Source organism: Streptomyces sp. CB03234 (genome assembly GCF_001905885.1).
Taxonomy (GTDB): Bacteria; Actinomycetota; Actinomycetes; order Streptomycetales; family Streptomycetaceae; genus Streptomyces.
Genome location: NZ_LIYH01000006.1, coordinates 157,611 through 180,399 on the forward strand (window position 1 = coordinate 157,611; position 22,789 = coordinate 180,399).

Annotated in this window: 26 protein-coding genes; 11 read left to right on the forward strand and 15 right to left on the reverse strand. The window is 72.6% G+C overall.

Annotation, left to right across the window (positions count from 1 at the left end; genetic code table 11):
- Nucleotides 1–49 precede the first annotated feature (49 nt).
- Entirely contained in the window at nt 50–691 is a 642-nt protein-coding gene (locus tag AMK26_RS26415; RefSeq protein ID WP_073757266.1) for an HAD family hydrolase, read from the forward strand.
- On the opposite strand, the gene AMK26_RS26420 is transcribed toward AMK26_RS26415, so the two are convergent.
- Complete coding sequence (locus AMK26_RS26420; RefSeq protein ID WP_073757267.1) at nt 658–918, reverse strand: hypothetical protein; 261 nt, start codon at nt 916–918, stop codon at nt 658–660. The genes AMK26_RS26415 and AMK26_RS26420 overlap by 34 nt on opposite strands.
- 156 nt (nt 919–1,074) lie before the next feature.
- On the opposite strand from AMK26_RS26420, the gene AMK26_RS38430 reads away from it, so the two are divergent.
- On the forward strand, nt 1,075–1,458 hold the full coding sequence (locus AMK26_RS38430) for a cold-shock protein (RefSeq protein ID WP_031073201.1): 384 nt from the start codon (nt 1,075–1,077) through the stop codon (nt 1,456–1,458).
- A 57-nt stretch (nt 1,459–1,515) separates the two neighbouring features.
- Here AMK26_RS38430 and AMK26_RS26430 read toward each other — a convergent pair whose 3' ends face one another.
- Genes AMK26_RS26430 through AMK26_RS26445 form a run of 4 tightly spaced genes read right to left on the reverse strand, consistent with a single transcriptional unit; the run spans nt 1,516 to nt 5,026 of the window.
- Complete coding sequence (locus AMK26_RS26430; protein ID WP_073757809.1) at nt 1,516–2,343, reverse strand: 1,4-dihydroxy-6-naphthoate synthase; 828 nt, start codon at nt 2,341–2,343, stop codon at nt 1,516–1,518.
- 11 nt (nt 2,344–2,354) lie between these two features.
- Nucleotides 2,355–3,167 carry a futalosine hydrolase gene (locus AMK26_RS26435; RefSeq protein ID WP_073757268.1) on the reverse strand — a complete coding sequence of 271 codons (813 nt, stop codon included), beginning with the start codon at nt 3,165–3,167 and terminating at the stop codon, nt 2,355–2,357.
- 2 nt (nt 3,168–3,169) lie between these two features.
- Nucleotides 3,170–3,652, reverse strand: coding sequence for a DUF2771 domain-containing protein (locus AMK26_RS26440; protein WP_073757269.1), 483 nt, complete (start codon nt 3,650–3,652; stop codon nt 3,170–3,172).
- A gap of 27 nt (nt 3,653–3,679) precedes the next feature.
- On the reverse strand, nt 3,680–5,026 hold the full coding sequence (locus AMK26_RS26445) for an MFS transporter (protein ID WP_073757270.1): 1,347 nt from the start codon (nt 5,024–5,026) through the stop codon (nt 3,680–3,682).
- Between the two features lie 286 nt (nt 5,027–5,312).
- Between AMK26_RS26445 and AMK26_RS26450 the strand changes: the two genes are divergently transcribed.
- From AMK26_RS26450 to AMK26_RS26460, 3 genes are all read left to right on the forward strand, one after another.
- Nucleotides 5,313–6,236: a DUF3027 domain-containing protein gene (locus tag AMK26_RS26450; RefSeq protein WP_073757271.1), complete on the forward strand. Its 924-nt coding sequence runs from the start codon at nt 5,313–5,315 to the stop codon at nt 6,234–6,236.
- Nucleotides 6,237–6,892: 656 nt separating this feature from the next.
- On the forward strand, nt 6,893–9,997 hold the full coding sequence (locus AMK26_RS26455) for a sacsin N-terminal ATP-binding-like domain-containing protein (RefSeq protein ID WP_443333191.1): 3,105 nt from the start codon (nt 6,893–6,895) through the stop codon (nt 9,995–9,997).
- Between the two features lie 29 nt (nt 9,998–10,026).
- A complete protein-coding gene (locus tag AMK26_RS26460) occupies nt 10,027–10,287 on the forward strand; it encodes a hypothetical protein (RefSeq protein ID WP_073757272.1) in 261 nt (86 codons plus the stop codon).
- Nucleotides 10,288–10,559: 272 nt separating this feature from the next.
- Here AMK26_RS26460 and AMK26_RS26470 read toward each other — a convergent pair whose 3' ends face one another.
- The 3 genes from AMK26_RS26470 to AMK26_RS37090 all read right to left on the reverse strand — a co-directional run bounded on the left by AMK26_RS26470 (nt 10,560) and on the right by AMK26_RS37090 (nt 13,558).
- Entirely contained in the window at nt 10,560–13,028 is a 2,469-nt protein-coding gene (locus tag AMK26_RS26470; RefSeq protein ID WP_073757274.1) for an HAD-IC family P-type ATPase, read from the reverse strand.
- A 162-nt stretch (nt 13,029–13,190) separates the two neighbouring features.
- Nucleotides 13,191–13,388 carry a hypothetical protein gene (locus AMK26_RS26475; protein WP_073757275.1) on the reverse strand — a complete coding sequence of 66 codons (198 nt, stop codon included), beginning with the start codon at nt 13,386–13,388 and terminating at the stop codon, nt 13,191–13,193.
- Between the two features lie 14 nt (nt 13,389–13,402).
- Nucleotides 13,403–13,558, reverse strand: a complete 156-nt coding sequence (locus AMK26_RS37090) for a hypothetical protein (protein ID WP_158071147.1) — start codon at nt 13,556–13,558, stop codon at nt 13,403–13,405.
- On the opposite strand from AMK26_RS37090, the gene AMK26_RS26480 reads away from it, so the two are divergent.
- Nucleotides 13,557–13,880: a hypothetical protein gene (locus tag AMK26_RS26480; protein ID WP_073757276.1), complete on the forward strand. Its 324-nt coding sequence runs from the start codon at nt 13,557–13,559 to the stop codon at nt 13,878–13,880. The two genes, AMK26_RS37090 and AMK26_RS26480, sit on opposite strands and share 2 nt — an antisense overlap.
- Here the strand turns inward: AMK26_RS26480 and AMK26_RS37095 are convergent.
- Complete coding sequence (locus AMK26_RS37095) at nt 13,858–13,995, reverse strand: hypothetical protein (RefSeq protein ID WP_158071148.1); 138 nt, start codon at nt 13,993–13,995, stop codon at nt 13,858–13,860. The genes AMK26_RS26480 and AMK26_RS37095 overlap by 23 nt on opposite strands.
- Before the next feature lie 109 nt (nt 13,996–14,104).
- Nucleotides 14,105–14,398, reverse strand: coding sequence for a DUF2530 domain-containing protein (locus AMK26_RS26485; RefSeq protein WP_073757813.1), 294 nt, complete (start codon nt 14,396–14,398; stop codon nt 14,105–14,107).
- 194 nt (nt 14,399–14,592) lie between these two features.
- Here AMK26_RS26485 and AMK26_RS26490 point away from each other — a divergent pair, with 194 nt between their 5' ends.
- Nucleotides 14,593–16,047: an NCS2 family permease gene (locus AMK26_RS26490; protein WP_073757277.1), complete on the forward strand. Its 1,455-nt coding sequence runs from the start codon at nt 14,593–14,595 to the stop codon at nt 16,045–16,047.
- 208 nt (nt 16,048–16,255) lie between these two features.
- On the opposite strand, the gene AMK26_RS26495 is transcribed toward AMK26_RS26490, so the two are convergent.
- Nucleotides 16,256–16,444, reverse strand: coding sequence for a ribbon-helix-helix protein, CopG family (locus tag AMK26_RS26495; RefSeq protein ID WP_073757278.1), 189 nt, complete (start codon nt 16,442–16,444; stop codon nt 16,256–16,258).
- 131 nt (nt 16,445–16,575) lie between these two features.
- Between AMK26_RS26495 and AMK26_RS26500 the strand changes: the two genes are divergently transcribed.
- The 3 genes from AMK26_RS26500 (at nt 16,576) to thpR (ending at nt 19,271) form a co-directional block, all read left to right on the forward strand.
- Nucleotides 16,576–17,019 (forward strand): MarR family winged helix-turn-helix transcriptional regulator, encoded by a 444-nt coding sequence (locus tag AMK26_RS26500; protein ID WP_073757279.1) that lies wholly within the window; start codon nt 16,576–16,578, stop codon nt 17,017–17,019.
- A 31-nt stretch (nt 17,020–17,050) separates the two neighbouring features.
- Nucleotides 17,051–18,391 (forward strand): MFS transporter, encoded by a 1,341-nt coding sequence (locus tag AMK26_RS26505; RefSeq protein WP_073757280.1) that lies wholly within the window; start codon nt 17,051–17,053, stop codon nt 18,389–18,391.
- A 304-nt stretch (nt 18,392–18,695) separates the two neighbouring features.
- Nucleotides 18,696–19,271 (forward strand): RNA 2',3'-cyclic phosphodiesterase, encoded by a 576-nt coding sequence (thpR, locus tag AMK26_RS26510; protein ID WP_073757281.1) that lies wholly within the window; start codon nt 18,696–18,698, stop codon nt 19,269–19,271.
- A gap of 127 nt (nt 19,272–19,398) precedes the next feature.
- On the opposite strand, the gene AMK26_RS26515 is transcribed toward thpR, so the two are convergent.
- The 3 genes from AMK26_RS26515 to AMK26_RS26525 all read right to left on the reverse strand — a co-directional run bounded on the left by AMK26_RS26515 (nt 19,399) and on the right by AMK26_RS26525 (nt 21,675).
- Entirely contained in the window at nt 19,399–20,385 is a 987-nt protein-coding gene (locus AMK26_RS26515; protein WP_073757282.1) for an aldo/keto reductase, read from the reverse strand.
- A gap of 81 nt (nt 20,386–20,466) precedes the next feature.
- Nucleotides 20,467–21,057: a Uma2 family endonuclease gene (locus AMK26_RS26520; protein WP_073757283.1), complete on the reverse strand. Its 591-nt coding sequence runs from the start codon at nt 21,055–21,057 to the stop codon at nt 20,467–20,469.
- A gap of 108 nt (nt 21,058–21,165) precedes the next feature.
- A complete protein-coding gene (locus AMK26_RS26525) occupies nt 21,166–21,675 on the reverse strand; it encodes a MarR family winged helix-turn-helix transcriptional regulator (RefSeq protein WP_073757284.1) in 510 nt (169 codons plus the stop codon).
- A gap of 65 nt (nt 21,676–21,740) precedes the next feature.
- On the opposite strand from AMK26_RS26525, the gene AMK26_RS26530 reads away from it, so the two are divergent.
- Complete coding sequence (locus tag AMK26_RS26530; RefSeq protein WP_198944185.1) at nt 21,741–22,196, forward strand: carboxymuconolactone decarboxylase family protein; 456 nt, start codon at nt 21,741–21,743, stop codon at nt 22,194–22,196.
- Here AMK26_RS26530 and AMK26_RS26535 read toward each other — a convergent pair.
- Nucleotides 22,183–22,662 carry a MarR family winged helix-turn-helix transcriptional regulator gene (locus tag AMK26_RS26535; RefSeq protein ID WP_073757286.1) on the reverse strand — a complete coding sequence of 160 codons (480 nt, stop codon included), beginning with the start codon at nt 22,660–22,662 and terminating at the stop codon, nt 22,183–22,185. The two genes, AMK26_RS26530 and AMK26_RS26535, sit on opposite strands and share 14 nt — an antisense overlap.
- Between the last annotated feature and the right edge of the window lie 127 nt (nt 22,663–22,789).

Below are 22,789 nucleotides of genomic sequence, written 5' to 3' on the forward strand. Positions count from 1 at the left end.
GAGGCGCGACGGCGGTGGCCGAAACCGGCCGGCAGGCACAATGGCCCCCATGGCCTCGCATCCTTCCGCCCCGACGGTCGGCTTCGACCTCGACATGACCCTGATCGACTCCCGCCCCGGCATCCGCGCCGCCTACCGGGCGCTGTCCGCCGAATCGGGCGTGTGGATCGACGCCGACCTGGCCGTCACCCGCCTCGGACCACCCCTCGAACAGGAGCTCGCGCACTGGTTCCCGGCCGACCGGATCCAGGAGATGGGCGACCGCTACCGCGAGATCTACCCCACGTACGCCATCGAGCCGACCCTCGCGATGCCCGGCGCGAAGGATGCGATTCAAGCCGTTCGCGCGGCGGGCGGCCGGGCCGTCGTCGTCACCGCCAAGCACGAGCCGAACGCCAAGCTCCACCTCGCCCACCTGGGCATGGAACCCGACGCGGTGATCGGCTGGCTGTGGGCCGAGGCCAAGGCCGAGGCGCTGCGCGAACACGGCGCGAGCGTGTACGTCGGCGACCACACCGGCGACGTACGCGGCGCCCGCACGGCCGGCGCGCTCGCCGTCTCCCTACCCACCGGACCGTGCGACGCCGACGAGCTGCGGGCGGCCGGCGCGGACGTCGTCCTGCCCGACCTGACGGCCTTTCCCGCCTGGTGGGACGCCTACAGGGCGGGCCGGGCGGCCGACTTGGCCTGACGGCGCTGGGCGGCGATCGAGCGCAGCACGCCGGCGCCGGCGATCAGGAAGCCGACGCCCATGAGCATGCAGACCGCGTACGCGATCGTCGGGAACGGATCGGTGCCCAGAAACAGTGGTGCCATGGTGACGAGAGTGGCCACGGCGCCGACGATGAAGACGATCCCGCCGGCCCGGACGAGGCCGTCACCGGGGGCGGCGCCGCTCGCGGGGGTTTCACTATGCATTCGGCCAGGGTAGTTCCCTGGCCGGAGGAACAGACCGGCGACGTCTTGTCACCAGCCCCTGGACCATTAGCCTTGGTCATGGCGGGCTGCCCGAGCGGCCCGCTGTAGTGCTATCCAGAGCCAGTTTTCTTATCGAGTACGAGGACGAGGACAGACGTGCCTACCGGCAAGGTCAAGTGGTTCAACAGCGAGAAGGGCTTCGGCTTTCTCTCCCGCGACGACGGCGGCGACGTCTTCGTGCACTCGTCGGTGCTCCCTGCCGGAGTCGACGCCCTGAAGCCCGGCCAGCGCGTCGAATTCGGCGTGGTCGCGGGCCAGCGCGGCGACCAGGCGCTTTCGGTGACGGTCCTCGACCCGACCCCGTCGGTCGCGGCGGCGCAGCGGCGCAAACCGGACGAACTGGCGTCGATCGTTCAGGACCTGACGACGCTGCTGGAGAACATCACCCCGATGCTGGAGCGCGGCCGCTACCCCGACAAGGTCCACGGCAAGAAGATCGCCGGCCTGCTGCGGGCGGTGGCGGACCAGCTGGACGTCTAGTCCGGACTTCCGTCCTGACGGCCGCCCCCGCACTGCTTCGCAGGCGCCGGGCGGCCGTTACGCGAACGACAGCGCGTCGGGGCCCAGGGGCGGCACCAGCCCCTCGGCCGCCGCGCGGGTCAGCAGGCCGCGCACGGCCGCGTAGCCGTCCTCGCCGAGGTCGGCCGTGAATTCGTTGACGTACAGGCCGATGTGCTGATCGGCCACGGCCGGGTCCATCTCCTGGGCGTGTTCGCGTACGTACGGGCGTGACGCCTCCGGGTCGTCCCAGGCCATGCGGACCGACGCGCGCGCCGACTCGGCGAGCAGCTTCAGCGTGTCCGCGCCCAGCGACCGCTTGGCGATGATCGCGCCCAGCGGGATCGGCAGGCCCGTCGTGGACTCCCAGTGCTCGCCCATGTCGGCGAGGCGGTGCAGCCCGTAGCCCTGGTACGTGAACCGGGCCTCGTGGATGACCAGCCCCGCGTCGACCTTGCCGTCCCGTACGGCCGGCATGATCTCGTGGAACGACATCACCACGACCCCGCCGACGCCCCCCGGGACGACGTCCGCCGCCCAGAGGCGGAAGAGCAGGTACGCGGTGGAGCGCTCGCTCGGCACCGCGACCGTCTTCCCCGCCAGGTCCAGGTCCGGCTCGCGCGTGAGGACCAGCGGGCCGCAGCCACGGCCCAGCGCGCCCCCGCACGGCAGCAGGGCGTACTCGTCCAGGACCCAGGGCAGCGCGGCGTACGACACCTTCAGGACGTCCAGCTCACCGCGCTCGGCCATGCCGTTCGTCACGTCGATGTCCGCGAACGTCACATCCAGCTCCGGCGCGCCCGGCACGAGGCCGTGCGCCCAGGCGTGGAAGACGAACGTGTCGTTGGGGCACGGGGAGTACGCGATCCTCACGGGCCTCACAGATCCTCCAGGAAGACGGTGGTGCCGAGCAGCTGGAAGGCGTACCGCAGCGAGTCCAGCGCCTGGCCGATCCGCCAGGCGGAGCGGTCGCGCGGGCCGACGGCGTTGGACACGGCGCGGATCTCGACGACGGGCACGCCATGTGCGGTGGCCGCCTCGGCGACCCCGAACCCCTCCATCGCCTCCGCCGCCGCGTGGGGATGGCGGGCGATCAGCTCGGCGGTGCGGGTGGCGGTACCGGTGACCGTGGACACGGTCAGGACGGGCGCGACGACGTGCGGCTGCCCGCCCTCGTACAGGGCCTTGGCGATCCGGTCGGTCAGCCCGGGGGGTGGGGTGTGGACGGAGCGGCCGAAGCCCAGCTCCTCGACGGCGAGGTACCCGTCGGGCGTGTCGGCGCCCAGGTCGGCGGCGACGATCGCGTCGGACACGACGACCGTCCCGAGCGGCGCGTGCGGGTCGAACCCGCCGCCGATGCCGGCCGAGACGACCAGGTCGTACGCGTACGGGGCGCCGGCGAGCGCACTGGTGGCCCCGACGGCGGCGGCCGCGGGCCCGACGCCGACGGCGACGACGTCGACAACGGCCCCGTACGGCGCGTCGGTCCCGCCCGGGCCGAGGGCGCCGAGCGCCATGGCGTCAGCGGGCGCGCCCGGTACGGGGACGCCGTACCGCCCTCCCCAGGGCAGGTGGGTCAGCGTGTGGCCGGACGGCAGCACGCGCGGCGGGCCGACGGGGACGAAGCCCGCAAGGCCGGCGGTGACGGAGTCCGACTCCGCCGCCACCGCCGTCACGACCAGGACCCGCAGCGTCAGGATTCCTTCTTCAGCTCGAAGTGCCAGATGCCCGTCAGCTTCTTGCCGCTCGTCTCGACGATGCTGATCTGCGCCGAGTTCGCCGTCTCACCGGTCTGGCTGGAGAGGAAGGCGTTGGCCGGGATCGTCCGGTACGTCTTCTTGTACGGCTCCTGCTCGGCCCGCTGGCCGCCGATGAACAGCGTCCAGCCGTTCTCGGCGATCTCCGGGTCGACACCGAAGAGGATCCGGTCGTCCGCCGAGACGGTGATGGTCTTCTCGGCCTTCTTGTCCAGGCAGGGCTGGATCTGCGACTCCTTGATCGCTTCGCCGTCGTTGTAGCAGGTCGCTTCGGTGTGGACCGAGTCGGACCCGACCGTCACGGTCGCGAGCGGGGTCGGCTTGGCGCCACATGCGGAGAGTACGAGGAGTCCGGCGGAGACGGCACCCAGAGCGACACCGGCCCGGCGGGCCTTACCGGAAAAGAACGCAACGGTCATGGGGCGAAGGCTATACGTCGGCCCGGGTCACGCCACGCGGGGGTGCGGCGTGCCGCGCCGCGCCGCCACCAGCAGGCCCCGTACGGTCACCACCACGCCCAGCGCCAGGATCCCCGCCGCCACCGACATGCCGAGGGTGCCGTTCAGCGGCAGGGCGATGCCGATCGCGCCGCCCACCACCCACGACATCTGCAGCAGCGTCTCCGAGCGGGCGAAGGCGGAGGTGCGGACGACTTCCGGCACGTCCCGCTGGATCATCGCGTCCAGCGACAGCTTCGACAGGGCCTGCGACAGCCCCGCCACCGCGCCCAGGGCCGCGACCGCCACCCCGCCGAAGAACGCCGCCGCCACGATCGCCGCCGACATCGCGAGCGTCAGCATCGTCGCGACGATCAGCTCCGGCGCCCGGGACCTGAGCAGCGCGCCGACCGCCGTACCGCACGCGTTGCCGACGCCCGCCGCCACGCCGACGATGCCCAACGACACCGCCGCGCTCTGCCCCGACAGCGGATGCTCCCGCAGCAGGAAGGCGAGGAAGAAGATCAGGAAGCCGGACAGCACCCGGTGCGCGGCGTTCGCCTGGAGGCCGTGCAGGACGGACGGGCCGACCGTGCGGAGGCTCGGCCTCTGCTCGCCGTGCGTCAGCATGTGCGCCTTGCGCTCGCCCTTCGCCGAGTCCACCTTGTGCGGCATCGACAGCGCCAGGAACGTTCCTCCGGCGAACAGCACGCACGCCCCGTACAGCGGCCACTGCGGCCCGATCTGCTGCAACCCCACCCCGGCGGGCGCGGCGATGCCCGTCGCCAGCAGACCGGCGAGGGTGACCCGGGAGTTCGCCTTCACCAGGGAGAAGCCGTGCGGCAGGAGTCTCGGTACGACGGCGCTGCGCACCACCCCGTACGCCTTCGACGCGACCAGCACGCCGAGCGCCGCCGGATACAGCTCCAGGTCACCGGTGGCGACCGCGCCCGACAGGGCGATGGCGAGCACCACCCTGGTGCCCATCGCGCCCGCCATCGCCGCGCGCCGGCCGTGCGGGATGCGGTCCAGCAGTGGGCCGATGACGGGCGCGAGGAGGGTGAACGGGGCCATCGTGATGGCCAGGTACAGCGCCACCCGGCCGCGGGCCTCGTCGGTCGGAACGGAGAAGAAGACCGTGGAGGCGAGGGCGACGGTGATCATGACGTCACCTGCGCCGTTCACGGCGTGCAGCTCGATCAGTTTGCCGAGACCCGATTCGCCCGCGCCATGGGCGTGCGTCGCTTTTCGGATACCGCGCGCCGTGCCCGTGAACGGCAGGTGAAGGGCACGGCCCACCCGCCGGCCCGCCCTCTGGAGCGGCCCGGCATCGTCGGACGACCTCACGGTTGCCACCTCGTCATAGTGCCCCAGCAGCCCCTTCTGCGAACCGTGATGAGGGCTACTTGGGGCGGGCAGGTGGGCGGCGGGCTGCGGAGGGGGTAGCGTGCGTGGCGCGCCACCGGCGGAAGTTCTCGGCCGCGCGCCTCTTCGGCATCCCGCAGAATGGATGACGATAGGTGTGCCCGAGACACGTCGGGCGCGGACGTCGATGCGGCCCGTTGGTCCGCTCCGCCCGCCGCCCGTACATCGCGAATCGGCCGGCGCACCTGTGAGACGGCGTAGGAGATGAGCGAGACCTGTGAGTGCTGCGACGACGCGAAGCCGTACTGCGCGTACCCCCGCCCCCGACCGCCTGTGCGCCGAGGCGGTGGACCTCGCCCGGGAGGCGGCCGAGGAGGTCGCCGCACCCGGGGTGGTGGGTGAGCACACGGGGGTCGTGGCGGAGGGCGACCGGGTCGTCACGCACTTCTTCGAGTGCCAGGAGCCCGGGTACCGGGGCTGGCGCTGGGCGGTGACCGTGGCCCGCGCGTCCCGCGCGAAGCTCGTCACGCTCGACGAGACGGTGCTGCTGCCGGGGCCCGATGCCCTGCTCGCGCCCGAGTGGGTGCCGTGGAGCGAACGGCTGCGGCCCGGTGACCTCGGGCCCGGCGACCTGCTGCCGACCGAGCAGGACGACCTCCGCCTGGAGCCCGGGTACACCGGCGAGGACGCGCCGCCGCCGAACTCCCCCGTCTCGGAGGAGATGGCCGAGCTCGTCGACGCCGAGGACGCCGACCTCGTCACCCGTACGCCCTCGCGCGGCACCATCGCGGCCGTCGCGGAGGAGCTGGGTCTGCGGCGGGCGCGGGTCCTTTCCCGGTACGGGCTGCACGTCGCGGCCGACCGGTGGGAAGAGGGGTACGGCGCGAAGACCCCGATGGCCCAGGCCGCCCCGGCGTCGTGCGTGACGTGCGGGTTCCTGATGCCGCTGGGCGGGTCCCTGAAGCAGGCGTTCGGCGTGTGCGCCAACGAGTTCTCGCCGGCGGACGGGCACGTGGTGTCGCTGACGTACGGCTGCGGCGGGCACTCCGAGGCGGCCGTCATGCCCAAGCCGCCGCGGCCGGCGCCGCCGGTCCTGGACTCGATGGGCGCCGACGAGTTCCCGCTGCGCCCCGCCCGCGACAGCGGCTCGGTCCCCCCGGTGTCCCCGGACGCCGCCTCCGAGGACCTGGGCCACAGCTAGCCCACCCCCCGCGCGGGGGCGCCCTCACGGCCGGCCCCGGCGGGCCGCGCCCCGCAGGCCCACGCCTGGGCCGGTCGCCGCCCCGGCGGGGTGCGCGGTTCGGGGGTCGCCCGTGCGCGGGGGCGTGCCGTGGCTTGCTCCAGGCCCACGCCTGGGCCGGTCGCCGTTTCGGCGGGGTGCGCCCGTGCGCGGGGTGCGCCCTGCGGGGTCGCCCGTGCGCGTTACGTGTGCCGTTGGGTCCGCTCCGTGGGGCGTGTCCTGGGCTCTCCTTCGCAAGCTCAGTCGTTTTACGCCCAGAACACGCCCCACTGCGCGTCCCCCTTCGGGGTGGGCCCAAGAGGCCCACGGTTACGCCCGGCTCCGATCACGGCTCCCGCCCGTGCCTGTGCGGTTCGCCGTCCGTCGGGGGCGCCCGGCCCTCTCGCGGCGCGAAGCCGCCGTGCCCCGGGGCGAGGGGCGTCAGCCCCCACATACGACAACCTGCCCCGTCAGGGGTCCGGGGGCGGAGCCACCGGTTCAGGGAAGGGGCGGGGTGGGGGACAGAGCCCGGCCGCCCTCCAAGGGGCGCCCGGGGCCGAGGCCCCGGTTGGACTGCGGCACGCGGTACCTTCGGGCCCCGTAACAACAAGCACAAGTCCAAGAGAGCGGAGCACGACGTGAGCGTGAGGGCGACGGCGACCGATGGGGCCGACCCGTTCGGGACCGCGCGGCTGCGGCGTGGGGTGCTCGACGCGTGGGGCGCCGGGCCCGCGCGGTTCCGGGAGGACGCCAACGCCGAGGAGGACCTGGCGCTCGGCGGCTACCGAGACCGCCTGGTGGTCGAGCTGGCCCAGAACGCCGCCGACGCCGCCGCCCGCGCGGGGGTCCCGGGGCGGCTGAGGCTCACGTTGCACGCCGCCGGCGCCGACGGCCCCGCCGTACTCGCCGCGGCCAACACGGGCGCGCCCCTGGACGCGACCGGTGTCGAGTCGCTGAGCACGCTGCGCGCGTCCGCCAAGCGGGAGGGGCACGAGGGCGCGGTCGGCCGGTTCGGTGTCGGGTTCGCCGCGGTGCTGGCGGTGAGCGACGAGCCGGCGATCGTGGGCCGGCACGGGGGCGTGCGGTGGTCGCTGCGCGAGGCCCGCGAGATGGCCGCCGAGGCCGCGCAGGCCAGCCCCGGCCTGGGCGACGAGCTGCGCCGCCGCGACGGCCACGTACCGCTGCTGCGGCTGCCGCTGCCCGCCGAGGGCACCGCGCCGGAGGGGTACGACACGGTGGTGATCCTGCCGCTGCGGGACGCCGCCGCCGTGGACCTGGCCGAGCGGCTGCTCGCCGGGATCGACGACGCGCTGCTGCTGACCTTGCCGGGGCTCACCGAGGTCGTCGTCGAGACGCCGGGTGGGCGGCGCGTCCTGACGCGTACGCAGCAGGACGCGTACGTACACATCGAGGACAGTGACGGGGGCACCAGGCGCTGGCGGACCGTCAGCCACCAGGGCGGCATCGACGCCGAGCTGCTGAAGGACCGGCCCGTCGAGGAGCGCCTGCGGCCCCACTGGGCGGTCACCTGGGCCGTGCCCGTGGACGACGAGGGCGCGCCCGTCCGCCCCCGTACCGCAGCCGTGGTGCACGCGCCGACGCCCACCGACGAGCCGCTGGGCATCCCGGCGCTGCTCATCGCGACGTTCCCGCTGGACACCACCCGCCGCCACCCGGCGCCCGGTCCGCTCACCGACTTCCTGGTGCGGCGCGCGGCCGACGCGTACGCCGAGCTGCTGGCCGAGTGGCGACCCGTGTCGACGGGGACGATCGACCTGGTGCCTGGGCCGCTCGGCAAGGGCGCCCTGGACGGGGAGATCCGGGGCGCCGTGCTGGAGCTGCTGCCGCGCGTGGCGTTCCTGGAACCGGCGGCGGCCACGGAGGAGCTCCACGCGCTGCGCCCGTTCGAGGCGGAGGTCGTCGAGGGCGCGGGCGCCGACACCGTACGCGTCCTGGCGGAGGTCCTGCCGACGCTGCTGCCCGCCGGTCTTGAGCGCCGTACCGAGCTGCGCGCCCTGGGCGTGGCCCGCCTCCCCCTCGGCGACGCGATCGACCGGCTGGCGGGCACCGAGCGCACCCCCGAGTGGTGGCACCGGCTGTACGAGTCGCTCGCGGGTGTCGACCCCGACCGGCTGACCGGCCTGCCCGTGCCGCTCGTCGGTGGCCGTACCGCGACCGGCCCCCGGCACGTCCTGCTGCCGCTGCCGGACACCCCGACCGACCTGACGAGGCTCGGCCTGAAGGTCGCCCACCCGGACGCCGCTCACCCCCTCCTGGAGAAGCTGGGTGCCCTGCCCGCCACCCCGCGCGCGGTGCTCACCACGCCGCAGGTGCGGGCCGCCGTCGCCGCATCGCTGGACGCGGCGGAGGTGTGGGACGAGGAGGCACTCGACGCCGAGGAGCTGGCGGACACCGTCCTCGCGCTCGTACGCGACGCCGGTCTGGAGCCGGGCGACGAGCCGTGGCTGGGGGCGCTCGCGCTGCCCGACGAGGACGGGGAGCTCGCCCCGGCCGGTGAACTGGTGCTGCCGGGCGGTGACTTCGCCGCCGTCATGGGTGAAGGGGAACTCGCGCTGGCCGATGCCGAGTTGGCCGAGCGCTGGGGCGAGCAGCCGCTCGCCGCGTGCGGCGTGCTCGCGAACTTCGCCCTCGTACGCGCCACCGACGTCGTCCTAGACCCGGACGAACTGGAGCCCGGCGACGGGGACTTCCCCGAGCCGGACGACGTCGGGCTGCTGGACGCCGTCGACGTGTGGTGCGAGGACGTCCTGGACCGGCTGCCCGAGACGCCGGTGCCGCCGGTTGCGACCGAGATCGTCGCCGTGCGGGACCTGGAGCTGGTCGACGACGACGCCTGGCCCCGGGCGCTGGCGCTGCTCGCCAGGCCGCCGTTGCGCGACGCGCTGACCCAGCCGGTGCGCGTCCTGCTGCCGGACGGCACGACCGAGACGGTCCGCTCGTACACCGCGTGGTGGCTGCGCGACCACCCGGTGCTGGACGGCCGCCGTCCGGCCGGGCTGCGCGCCGCCGGGGCGGACCCGCTGCTGGAGGGCCTGTACGACCCGGCCGACACGACCGGTTTCGCCGACGCGCAGGTGCTGCGCGCCCTGGGCGTACGCACCTCCGTCGCCGCGCTCCTCGACGAGCCGGGCGGCGCCGCCGAGCTGCTGGGCCGCCTCGCCGACCCGGAGCGGGAGGTGACCGGCGCCCAGCTGCACGGCCTGTACACGGCCCTCGCGGACCTCGACCCCGAGCAGGTCACCCTCCCCGACGAGCTGCGCGCCGTCGTCGACGGCGAGGTACGGGTGGTGGACGCCGCCGACGCGCTGGTCGCCGACGCGCCCGACCTGCTGCCCCTCACCGAGGGCCGGCCGCTGCTGCCGGTGGCCCCGGCGCGGGCGGCGGACCTGGCGGAGCTGCTCCAGGTGCGGCGGCTGAGCGAGGAGGTCGAGGCGGAGGTCACGTCGGACGGAGAGGAGCACGACGTACCGGAGTCGGTGCACGCCCTCCTCGGGCCGGGCACGCCCGCGACGTACATCGAGCACGAGGAGCTGCGCGCGGGGGGCGTCGAACTGGACTGGCGCCGCACCCCGGACGGCACCGTCCACGCGGCCACCCTGGAGGGTGTGGCGGCGGGCCTGGCCTGGGCGGCGGGCCAGTGGCCGCGCCGCTTCGAGGTGGCGGCGCTGCTGGAGGACCCGTCCCGCACGGCGGAGCTGGCCCGCGACCGCTGGTTCGACTAGCCCCAGCGGGGGAGGGGCGGGGCGGGGCGATGTGGGACGGTGTGGAGCTGTGGCTGCGCAGGGCCGGTGGGCCGCTGCTGGCGGGCGTGTTCGTGATGGGCCTGGCCGTGGCCCGGGAGCACTGGTGGCTGCCGCTGCGCGTCCTGGTCCTCCTCGCCGGTGCGCTCGGGGTGGTGGCGTGCGGCGTCGAGACGTGGAGGCTGGTACGCGGCCGGGAGTCCACCGAAGCGGCACTGGACCGGCTGGAGGCGGAGGCACCGGGGCGCACGGCCGGTGACGGTGGCCGGTGACGCGGCCCGGCGCGCCGGGAGGCGGTGACGGGGGCCGGTTACGGGGCCCGGTGCGCCGGGATCCGGTGGGAGGCGGTGACGCGGGCTGTGACGGGGCCCGCGCGCCGGAATCCGGTGACGGAGGCGGTGATGGCGGCCCGTGACAGAGCCCGCGCGAACCGGTGACGGCGGCCCGCGACCGCGGCCCGGTGACCGCGCCCGCGCGGCAAGCCCGCCCCGGCGCCCCGGGCCACCTCCGCCGACGGGAGCGGACCGGGCCGCTACCGGGCCGGTCAGGCCGGGAACCTGCGGTTCACCACCCGCCATGTCAGCTCCACCAGCGCGGCACCCACCGCCGCGATCGCCACGGCCGCCCACGGCATCGTCGTGCCCACCAGCCGCAGCGCGAAGAAGTCCTGGAGCCACGGCACCACCAGCACCAGCAGGAACGCCGCGCCCATGACCGCGACCAGCGCGATCCGCCACCACGTGTAGGGCCGGGCGACGATCGCCAGCACCCACATCGACACCAGGAACAGCGTGAGCGTCGCCGCGCTCGTCTCGGCGCTCAGCGCGTCCGGGCCGCTGTAGTGGGTGCGGGCCAGCAGGTACGTCGTGAAGGTCGCCGCGGCCGCGACGATCCCGCCCGGGATCGCGTACCGCATCACCCGCCGTACGAAGTTCGGCTTCGCCCGCTCCTTGTTGGGCGCGAGGGCCAGGAAGAAGGCGGGCGCGCCGATGGTGAGGGTGGACAGCAGGGTGAGGTGGCGGGGCAGGAAGGGGTATTCGATGCCGCTGCACACCACCAGGATCGCCAGCAGCACGGAGTAGACCGTCTTGGTGAGGAAGAGGGTCGCGACGCGCGTGATGTTGCCGATGACCCGGCGGCCCTCGGCGACGACGGCGGGGAGGGTGGCGAAGCTGTTGTTGAGCAGGACGATCTGCGCCACGGCCTTCGTGGCCTCCGAGCCGGAACCCATGCTGACGCCGATGTCCGCGTCCTTCAGGGCGAGTACGTCGTTGACGCCGTCGCCCGTCATCGCGACCGTGTGCCCGCCGGACTGGAGCGCGCCGACCATGTTCCGCTTCTGCTGCGGGGTGACGCGCCCGAAGACCGTGCCCTCGTCGAGCGCCTTCGACATCTCGTCCCGCTCGGCGGGCAGCCGGCGGGCGTCGACGGTGTGCTCGGCGCCGGGCAGGCCCAGCTTGCCGGCGACGGCGCCGACCGAGACGGCGTTGTCGCCGGAGATGACCTTGGCGGCGACGTTCTGGTCGGCGAAGTAGGCGAGGGTGTCGGCGGCGTCGGGGCGCAGCCGCTGTTCGAGGACGACGAGGGCGGTGGCGCGGGCGTCCTCGGCGACGGCCGGGTCGTCCAGTTCGCCGGTGACGCTCGCGAGGAGCAGGACCCGCAGCCCCTGCTGGTTGAGGTCCTCGATCTCGTCGAGGACGGGGTCGCCGTCGGGGAGGAGGACGTCGGGGGCGCCCAGCAGCCAGGTGCTGGTCTGCCCGTCGTCCTCGCTGAAGGTGGCGCCGCTGTACTTGCGTGCGGAGGAGAACGGCAGCGCCTGCGTGCACCGCCACCGCTCGTTGTCCGGGTAGGCGTCGATGATCGCGCGGAGGGAGGCGTTGGGGCGCGGGTCGGACTCCCCGAGCGCGCCGAGGACGGTGCGTACGTACGCCTCGTCCGACCCGTTCAGGGCCCGCAGCTCGGTGACGTCCATGCCGCCTTCGGTCAGCGTGCCGGTCTTGTCCAGGCACACGACGTCGACCCGGGCGAGCCCCTCGATGGCGGGCAGCTCCTGCACCAGGCACTGCTTGCGGCCCAGCCGGATGACGCCGATGGCGAAGGCGACGGAAGTGAGGAGGACCAGCCCCTCGGGGATCATCGGCACGATGCCGCCGACGGTCCGCGCCACGGAGTCCTTGAAGTCGACCTCCTTGACGACGAGCTGGCTGATGATGAGCCCGATCGCGGTCGGGACCATCATCCACGTCACGTACTTGAGGATCGTGGAAATGCCGCTGCGCAGCTCGGAGTGGACGAGCGTGAAGCGGGACGCCTCCTCGGCGAGCTGTGCCGCGTACGCCTCACGTCCCACTTTGGTGGCGGTGAACGCCCCGCCGCCCGCGACGACGAAGCTGCCGGACATGACCTGGTCGCCGCGCTTCTTCAGGACCGGGTCGGCCTCGCCGGTGAGGAGCGACTCGTCGATCTCCAGGTTGTCGGCCTCGGCCACCTCGCCGTCGACGACGACCTTGTCGCCCGGCCCGAGTTCGATGCAGTCGCCGAGGACGATCTCCGACGTCGACACCTCGGCCGCGACCCCGTCCCGGCGGACGGTGGGCTTGACCTCTCCGATGAGGGCGAGCCCGTCGAGGGTCTTCTTGGCGCGCAACTCCTGGATGATGCCGATGCCGGTGTTGGCGATGATCACGAACCCGAACAGGCTGTCCTGGATCGGCGCGACGATCAGCATGATCACCCACAGGACGCCGATGATCGCGTTGAAGCGGGTGAAGACGTTGCCGCGGATGATGTCGGCGGTGGAGCGGGAGCTGCGTACGGGTACGTCGTTGACCTCGCCGCGCGCGACCCGCTCGGCCACCTCGGCGGCCGTCAGCCCGGTGGGCCGGTGCTGGACGGGTGGCGGTACGGGGTGGACGGGGTCGAGCTCGGCCCCGGCGTCGATGACGGGCCCGCCGTGCCCGGCGCCGTCGGGGCCGTCGGGGCCGTCGGTCTCGATCTTCGCCCGCTGCGTCATGTTCTCGACGGTACGACCGGAAGTCCGGGCTCACCCGCCGAGCGCCGCAAAGATCCGACTCCGGTAGGACGCGGATGGTCCCGTGGCCGTACGGGCCGCGGCGCCCGGTGTGCGACGCGGACGCGGGCCATGCCCCGGAGGACCGGCCCCCACGCGGCGCGGCTAGGCGGCGATCCGCTTGGGACGGCCCTGTTCGTCGCAGGGGAGGCGGTTCTTGCCGTACGCCGCGATGAAGTCCTCGGTCACATCGTGCTCGACGGCCGTGATGGCGCTGGGCCGGATCTGGATGACGCCGCTGAAGGGCCGTTCGACGTCCCGGATGACCAGCATCACCCCGGTGAGCAGACCGGTCAGGACCACCAGCCCGGCCGAGCTCAGGAGCGTGTTCCGTCACCCTGGCCCTGTGCCTGCCCCGCAGAGCAGACGACATCGGCTTGCTGCCGCTGCCGCTGGGCGGGCGGGGCGAAGTCGGCCGCCTCGAACATGTGGTCCGCCAGGAGCACCGACTTCCGTGTCGCGCTCCAGAGCATGAGCGACGCCCTCGCGCTCGGCATGCTGGTATCCGCCGACAAGGACCGCTCGCAGGCTCGTCAGACCCGGCTCGCTCGGCGCCGTCGAGCTCCGGCCGTCGGCCATCGCGGGCCACTCCTCCGACCGCACGGCGCGCAGGACCACACCGGCCTCTTGGCGTACCGCCTCGTCCGCGTTGCCATTGGAGGTGGACGCGGTGACGCCGCCGAAGCCACCCCGGCGATTCCCAACCCCGTGTACTACCTGATGCTCGCCGCCCTCGCGGTCCTGATCAGCACGAACGCAAGGACGAAGATCGTCAGGGTCTGGGGGGTGCGATGAAATCCCGCACCGTCCACGGCTCGGTCCCGGTGGCCTCGATCCGGCCGCGCGTGAACCAGTGGGCCACGAGTCCCACGAAGAGCGCGGCACAGGCCACCGCGATGGTGATGATCATGGGTGCATGATCGGCCGCATGCGGTGCGGCGCGGGCGAGCCGACACGCAGCGCGCGGCCGTTCATCACCTGATGAGATCAGCGCGGGGGCCTCAGGGGCGCGGGCATCCTCAGGGTCGGGTGGCGTCCCGGGGCTCATGCGGCTCGTCGGGCCGCGTCCGCGCCTGCGCCCGCTTGAGCGCGGCGTCACGCTTGCGGACGTACCAGATGCCGATGAGGCCGAGCCCGCCGCCGGCGAGGCAGGTCCACACCCACCATGTGAGGTCGCGGTCGGCGAACCAGCCGTAGAAGGGAACCTGCGCCAGGAAGAGGACGAACCAGAGGGCCGTGCCGCCGGTGATCGTGGCGACGACCGGCCCCTCCAGGGGTTCGGGTGCCTCGTGCTTGGGGGTCCACTTCGCCATGCGCACAGTGTAGGCGGGGGGCTCGGAGGCTCCCGTGGATCCTTGCGGTGCGGGGCTCTACGCGCGGAGATACCGATCTTCGCATGATGCGTTCATACTGAAACGTCTCGTGTCTGACCGGTTCCTTTTGTGTGAATGGCCAAATGTGATCGGTCATGACCGCCCCCGCCCCCACCCGCACCATGAGGTTTCGCATGCCCTCCTCGGCCACCGCGCTGGTGGACGCCGGCGCCCAGCCGCCGTCCCCCCAGCAGCCGACCAGCGGCCTGGACCGCTTCTTCAAGATCTCGGAGCGTGGCTCCACGGTCGCCCGAGAGGTACGCGGCGGGTTCGCGACCTTTTTCGCGATGGCCTACATCATCGTGCTGAACCCGATCATCCTCGGCAGCGCCAAGGACATGTACGGGCACCAGCTCGACGGCGGCCAGCTCGTCACCGCCACCGTGCTGACCGCCGCCTTCTCGACGCTGCTGATGGGCGTCATCGGCAACGTACCGATCGCCCTGGCGGCCGGTCTCGGCGTCAACACGGTCGTCGCCCTCCAGCTCGCGCCCCGGATGTCGTGGGCGGACGCCATGGGCATGGTCGTGCTGGCCGGCTTCGTGGTGATGCTGCTCGTGGCGACGGGCCTGCGTGAGCGGGTGATGAACGCCGTACCCATCGGCCTGCGCAAGGGCATCGCCATCGGCATCGGCCTGTTCATCATGCTGATCGGCCTGGTCGACTCCGGTTTCGTCTCCCGCATCCCGGACGCCGCCCACACCACCGTCCCGCTCCAGCTCGGCGCCACCGGGCACCTCACCGGCTGGCCGGTCCTGGTCTTCGTCCTCGGCGCGCTGCTCACCCTGGCGCTGATCATCCGCAAGGTGCCGGGCGCGATCCTCATCTCGATCGTCGTCATGACGATCGTCGCGATGGTCATCAACGCGGTCGCGACCATCCCGTCCTGGGGCCTGACCACCCCCAAGTGGCCCGGCAACCCCGTCGCCACGCCCGACTTCGGGCTCGTCGGACAGGTCAGCCTCTTCGGCGGCTTCGAGAAGGTCGGCCTGCTCACCGGCTGCCTGTTCGTCTTCACCGTGCTGCTGTCCTGCTTCTTCGACGCGATGGGCACGATCCTCGGTGTCGGCGACGAGGCCAAGCTGATGGACAAGGACGGCAACTTCCCCGGCATCAACAAGGTGCTCCTGGTCGACGGCCTCGCCGTCGCCTCCGGCGGCGCCAGCTCCTCCTCGGCCACCACCTGCTTCGTGGAGTCCACGGCGGGCGTCGGCGAGGGCGCGCGTACGGGCCTCGCGTCCGTCGTCACGGGCGCGCTGTTCTCGGTGGCGCTCTTCCTCACCCCGGTCGCCACGATGGTCCCCTCCCAGGCGGCCACTCCCGCGCTGCTGGCGGTCGGGTTCCTGATCCTGGCGGGGTCCGTGGAGGACATCGACTGGAGCGACTTCACCATCGCGGTGCCCGCGTTCCTGGCGATGGTGATGATGCCGTTCACGTACTCGATCACCAACGGCATCGGCATCGGCTTCATCGCCTTCAGCGTGCTCCGCCTCGCGGCGGGCCGTGGCCGCGAGGTCCCGGTCGCGATGTACGTCGTCTCGGCGGTCTTCGCCTTCTACTACGCCATGCCGGCCCTGGGCCTCACGTAACCGCGCCCCGCCGCCCCCGCCCGGCCGGGGATGGCGCCCCCGCCCGGCCGTGGGTGGCGGCTCCGCCCGGCCCGGGGTGGCGCCCCCGCCCTGACCCACCGCCCCCCTCGACGGTGGAACCCGCCCCCGGCCGGCGCCTTGCCGGACCGGAGCCCTCCACCTCGCCCCCCTGCGGTGCAGCCGCACCCGGGGCGGTCTCGCGCGGGGGTCAGGCGCCGTGGGCGCCGTAGAAGCGGTCCGTCTCGTCCACCGCCGCCTCGAAGCGTTCGTCGAAGTCGTCGCGGACCAGCGTCCGGACCACATAGTCCTGGACGCTCATTCCGCTTCGGGCGGCATGGCGCCGGACCCGGTCGAGCAGCTCTCCGTCTATCCGCAGGCTGAGCACTGTCGATCCCATGCCGCCCAGACTCGCCGCCCCGCCCCGCCCCCCGCGTCACTTTCCGGCGGCCTCTCACTCAAACGGGTGACACGTACCACTCCCCGCCTACCGGGTGGTATTTAGTCTGGGTAATGAGTTACGCTAAATACATGCCTGACCTCTCCCACGGCGACCCCGCTGACGCAGCCGCCGTGAACGCCTTGCGCTCCGCCGTCATGCGGCTGGGCCGACGCCTCAAGCACCAGCGCGTCGACGAATCGCTGAGCCCCACCGAGATGTCGGTGCTCGGCACCCTCGCCCGCTGCGGTTCCGCCACCCCCGGTGAGCTGGCCCGCAAGGAGCACGTCCAGCCGCCGTCGATGACGCGCATCGTGGCGCTGCTCGAAGCCAAGGGCCTGGTCCGGCTGGAGCCGCACCCCGACGACCGCCGGCAGAAGGTCGTCAGCCAGACCGAGACGGCCGAGGCCATGCTCGAGGAGTCCCGCCGCAAGCGGAACGCCTGGCTGGCCTCCCTCGCCGAAGGTTTGGACGAGGACGAGTGGGCAAAGCTGCGTGCTGCCGCACCCGTGCTGGAGAAGCTCGCACACCTGTAAGACGTACGACGCACCAAGGAGGCGAACCCTTTTGAGTACGGGACCCGGAGCAACAGACTCCGCACCCGCACACAACCCCAACCACCACGACACGACCGGCAACCGGACCTTCTCCTCGCTCAAGGTCCGCAACTACCGGCTCTTCTTCACCGGTGCCATCGTCTCCAACACCGGTACCTGGATGGCCCGTATCACCCAGGACTGGCTGGTCCTCAGCCTCACGGGCTCCGCCGCCGCCGTCGGCATCACGACGGCGCTGCAATTCCTGCCGATGCTGCTCTTCGGCCTGTACGGCGGCGTCATCGCCGACCGCTACCCCAAGCGGAACCTGCTGATGCTCAGCCAGGGCGCCCTCGGCCTGTGCGGTCTCGCCCTCGCCGTCCTCACCCTCTCCGGCCACGTCCAGGTCTGGCACGTCTACCTGATCGCGTTCCTGCTCGGCATGGTCACGGTCGTCGACAACCCGGCCCGCCAGTCCTTCTACTCCGAACTGGTCGGCCCCGCCCACGTCCGCAACGCCGTCAGCCTCAACTCGGCCAACTTCCAGTCGGCCCGCCTCATCGGCCCCGCCGTCGCGGGCGCCCTGATCGCGTCCGTCGGCAGCGGCTACGCCTTCCTGGTCAACGGCCTGTCCTTCCTCGCCCCCCTCGCCTCCCTCCTCCTCATGCGCAGCAGCGAGCTGCACCAGGTGGAGCGGGCACCGCGCGGCAAGGGACAGCTGCGCGAAGGGCTGCGGTACGTCGCCGGCCGCCCCGAGCTGATCTGGCCGATCGCGCTCGTCGGCTTCGTCGGCACGTTCGGCTTCAACTTCCCCATCTGGCTGACCGCCTTCTCCGACGACGTCTTCCACGCCGGAGCGGGTACGTACGGCTTCCTCAACACCCTGATGGCCGTCGGCTCCCTCGCCGGCGCCCTCCTCGCCGCCCGGCGCGGCACCTCGCGGCTGCGGCTGCTGGTCGGCGGGGCGGTCGCCTTCGGCGTCCTGGAGATCGCCGCCGCGTTCTCGCCGTCCTTCTGGCTCTTCGCGCTGCTGCTGGTGCCGATCGGCATGTTCGGCCTGACGGTCAACGTCACCGCCAACTCGTCGGTCCAGCTCGCCACCGACCCCGTGATGCGGGGCCGGGTGATGAGCCTCTACATGATGGTGTTCGTCGGCGGTACGCCGGTCGGCGCGCCCCTGCTGGGCTGGATCACCGACACCTACGGCGCCCGCGTCGGCTTCGCCACGGGCGGTGCCGTCTCGCTGGTCGCCGCCGTGGTGATCGGCCTGGTGCTGGCCCGGGTGGGCGGGCTGCGCCTGAAGGTCGACCTGCGCCCGGGTCACCCGCACGTGCGGTTCGTCCCGCGCGAGCAGCTGGCCACGGCGGCGTAACGGCGGGAAGGGGGCCACCTCACAAGCGGTGGCCCCTTCCGTCACACCCGCCGCTCCCGCACCTGCCCGGGCCACTCGCCGACCGTGAAGGCCTCCGTGGGCGTGAATCCGTCCGACCGCGTGCGCCGGCAGCGCGCTGCGACGACCACGGGTCGGTGCCCCACGGGTCGGTGCCCCACTGGCCGGTGATGCCGCGCGGGTTCAGCCGGACGACCGCGCTGTCCAGCATGCCGCGTATCGCGGGGATGTCGTCGGCCCCGCCCAAGGCGGGAACAAGGCGCGTGGATCATGCCAGACTCGCGGTATGAGGCTTTTCGCTGCCGTGCTGCCGAGCCGCGTGGCCGTCGACGAACTCGGCGCCGTCGTCGACCGGTTGAGGGAGCTGCCCGGCGCCGGCGACCTGCGCTGGACGGGCCGCGACGGCTGGCACTTCACGCTCGCGTTCATGGGGGAGGTGGACGACGGGCTGGTGCCGGAACTGCGTACCCGGCTCGCCCGCGCCGCGCACCGCACCGAGCCGTTCCCGCTGCGCCTGCACGGAGGCGGGCGGTTCGGGCGGCGCGTCCTGTGGGCGGGCGCGGCGGGCGGGCTGGACGAGATGCGGCTGCTCGCCGAACGCGCGGACGCGGCCGCCCGGCGCTCCGGCATCCCGATGGACGAGCACCGCCGCTACCACGCCCACCTGACGGTGGCGCGCGGCCGCACGGACGCCACCGACCTGCGCCCGTTCGTCGAGCGGCTCCACGACTTCGAGGGCACCCGCTGGGAGGTGGCCGAGCTCGCCCTCGTACGCAGCCACCTCCCGGGCGGCGGCGGTGGCGGAGGCCGGGGCCCGCGTTACGAGACGGTCGGGTCCTGGCCGCTCGGGCGGGCCGGTTAACCTCGAAGGGTGGACCCGAAAACCCGTAACCGGATCATGGCCGGTGTACTCGTGCTGATGTTCGTGATCATCGCCGTGGCGGCCGCGCTCGGCTGACCGAGCGCGGCCGCTCCGGCCTGTCGGCGCCTCACCAGGCGAAAGCCTCCGGGGACGGCCCCGGTCCCGGGAAGATCGCGTCCAGCTCCGTCAGGACCTCGTCCGACAGCTCCAGCTCCACGGCCCGCAGCGCGGAGTCGAGCTGCTCGGCGGTGCGCGGCCCGACGATCGGCCCCGTCACCCCCGGCCGGGACAGCAGCCAGGCCAGGGCCACCTCGCCGGGCTTGAGGCCGTGCTTGTCGAGGAGATCCTCGTACGCCTGGATCTGGAGGCGTACGTCGGTGTTGGCGAGGGCGTCCGCCGACCGCCCGCTCGTGCGGCGCGCCCCCTCGGTCTCCTTCTTGATCACCCCGCCGAGCAGCCCGCCGTGCAGCGGGGACCAGGGGATGACGCCGACGCCGTAGTCCTGCGCGGCCGGGATGACCTCCATCTCGGCGCGGCGCTCGGCCAGGTTGTAGAGGCACTGCTCGCTGACGAGCCCGAGCATGCCGCGCCGGTCGGCGATCTCATTCGCCTGGGCGATCTTGTAGCCGGGGAAGTTCGACGATCCCGCGTAGAGGATCTTCCCCTGCTGGATCAGTACGTCGATGGCCTGCCAGATCTCCTCGAACGGCGTGCGCCGGTCGATGTGGTGGAACTGGTAGAGGTCGATGTAGTCGGTGTTGAGCCGCTTGAGGCTGCCTTCGACGGCCCGCCGGACGTTCACGGCGGAGAGTCGGTCGTGGTTGGGCCAGACGTTCCCGTCGGCCGACATGTTCCCGTACACCTTGGTGGCGAGCACGACCTTGTCCCGGTCGCCGCCCCGGGCGAACCAGGAGCCGATGATCTCCTCCGTACGGCCCTTGTTCTCGCCCCAGCCGTAGACGTTGGCGGTGTCGAAGAAGTTGATGCCCGCGTCGATCGCGGCGTTCATGATGGCGTGACTGCCGGGCTCGTCGGTCTGGGGTCCGAAGTTCATCGTGCCGAGGACGAGTCGGCTGACCTTGAGTCCGGTGCGTCCGAGCTGCGTGTACTTCATGGACGTACAGCCAACGCCTTCGAGCGCCCTCGAAGCAAGGGGGCGCCGGGCGGGGCGCGGACGACGTGAGGGGGCGCGCGGTCAGTCGCGGGGGAAGTCGGCGGTGTCGAGGACGAGGCCGACGGGGGTGTCGGTGAGGTCGATGGGCTCGCCGAAGTCGAACCGGGCGTCTGCGGTGTACTCCTCGCCCTTCGGGTTGGTGTGGAGGACGCACCTGCCGGTGTACGGGTCGACGATGAGGTAGACCGGGACCTTGGCCTCGGCGTAGGCGGCCTTCTTGGGCCCGTAGTCGTTCATGCCGGTGCTGCGGGAGATGACCTCGGCGACGAACTCGACGTCCTGATAGCGACACAGCCCCTTGTCGGTCACGGCGGCGTTCTCGGCGAGCAGGGCCATGTCGGAGGCGAGGCCGTTGAGGTATCCCGGGTAGTCGATGCGGACGTCGGACACCAGCCGCTTGCGGGGGTGCTTGGTCCGAAGCTGGTCATAGATGTTCGCGATGATGTCCCAGTGGATCTTCCGCTGCGGCGTCATGAAGATGTTTCCCCCGACGATCTCGGTCTTGAAGCCCTCGGGGACGCCCATCCGCTCGAGCCCCTCGAACATCTCGTCCAAGGTCCACTCGTGGTTGCTCTCGGCCATGTGGATCCTGTCGTCGTCTACGACGGTCATCGTGGCGCTCCTCCCCGCTGCCGCGTGATCGCATGCAGCCGCGCATCTCAACGATACGCAGGCAAGGGCCGACACGCCGGTGGCGACAACTCGCCATTCAGTGAGAGGTCACGCCCCGCCCAGCCACCCCGCCGCGTCGAGCCGGAAGGCCGTCTCGGCCGGTACGACGGTACGCAGCGCCTCCTCCATGTCGCCGATGCGCTCCGGCCCGAGTGCCCCGGCCCACTCCGCCCGTAGCTCGTCGAAAATCGCGGCCGAGCGGGCCAGGGCGTCCAGGCCGTGCGGGGTGAGGCGGACGAGCTTGCGGCGGGCGTCGGCGGGGTCGTCGGCGCGCTCGGCGTACCCGAGGGCGACGAGCCGGTCCACGGTCTTGCCGGCCGCCTGCTTGGACACCCCGAGGCGCCGCCCCACCTCGCTGGCGGTCGCGCCGCCGGTCCCGATCGCCTGCATGGCGAAGCCGTACGCGGGCCGTACGTCGGGGTGGCCCTGACGGGCGAGTTCCGCGTGGAGGCGGTCGATGAGGGTGCGGAACCCGGCGAAGAGGAGCAGGGGCAGCTCATGGCCCTTGCCGTATTCGACAACCTGGTTTACCTTTTGATCGTCAACCATGTTGTCCATCTTAGGAGTGGCACGTGTTCGTCGACCACACCCTGGAGTCCGCCCCGCCGGCCGCCCGCCCCGTGATGGAAGCCGTTTCGCGGCGGACGGGCGGCCGGCTCCCGTCGGCCGTCGCCCGGATGGCCGCCTCTCCCGAACTGCTGGAGGGCTTCATGACCCTCACGGCCATGTTCGACCGCACCACCCTGGATCCGATCGCCCGCGAGACGGTCGTCATGGCCGTGGCCACCCGCAACGGCTGCCAGGTCTGCGTGGACCTCCACACCCGCAAGCTCCGCACCCTGGGCGCCGGCGCCGATGTCATCGCCGCCCTCCGCGAGGGCACGCCCCTGCCCGACGAACGCCTCGAAGCCGTACGGCGGTTCGTCGGCGCCGTCTACGCCACGACGGGCGAGGTCTCCGACGAGGACCTCGCCGCCTTCCTCGCCCACGGCTACACGGAACGCAACGCCCTGGAGGTCGTCATGGGCATCGGCACCTACACCATGTCGACCCTCGCGAACCGGCTCACGCGGGCGTAGCCGCCGCGACGTTGTCGGCCATGCGGCGCAGCACCTTGAGCGCGGCGACGTACTCGTCGTCGCTGATGCCGTCGTGGATCCGCGCCCGGATGCCGGTCACCAGCTCCTTGATACGGGCCTTGGCGGCGCGGCCCTCGTCGGTGAGGTGCAGGCGCTGCTCGGCGTCGATACCGAGCCAGCCCCGGTGGAGCAGGTGGTCGACGGCGCGGGAGGCGTCGTGCGGGGTGTCCGCGACGTCGGCGAGCCCGGAGACGATGACCTCACGGGTGACGTGGTCGCCGACGTCCACCCGGTTGAGCGTCCACCACTGGGGCTGGGTGACGTCCACGCGGGCCATGGCGTCGCGGAGGTGCGTGATGACCGCCTTGTGGACGACGCCGCTCCAGTAACCGATGGGCTGGGAGGCGAGGTCGGCGTCGGTGGCGGCGGGGTCGGCGGGGGCGGGAGCAGTCGTTGTCGTCGTCATGCGGACGATCGTAGGACCTCAACCGCGCTTGAGGTCAACTCCCTTACGGGGCACGTCCGTCCACGGGCGGAGACCGGCGTACGTCCAGGGGCCCACACCGTTCAGGCCGTGGGAGGACGACCCGGGA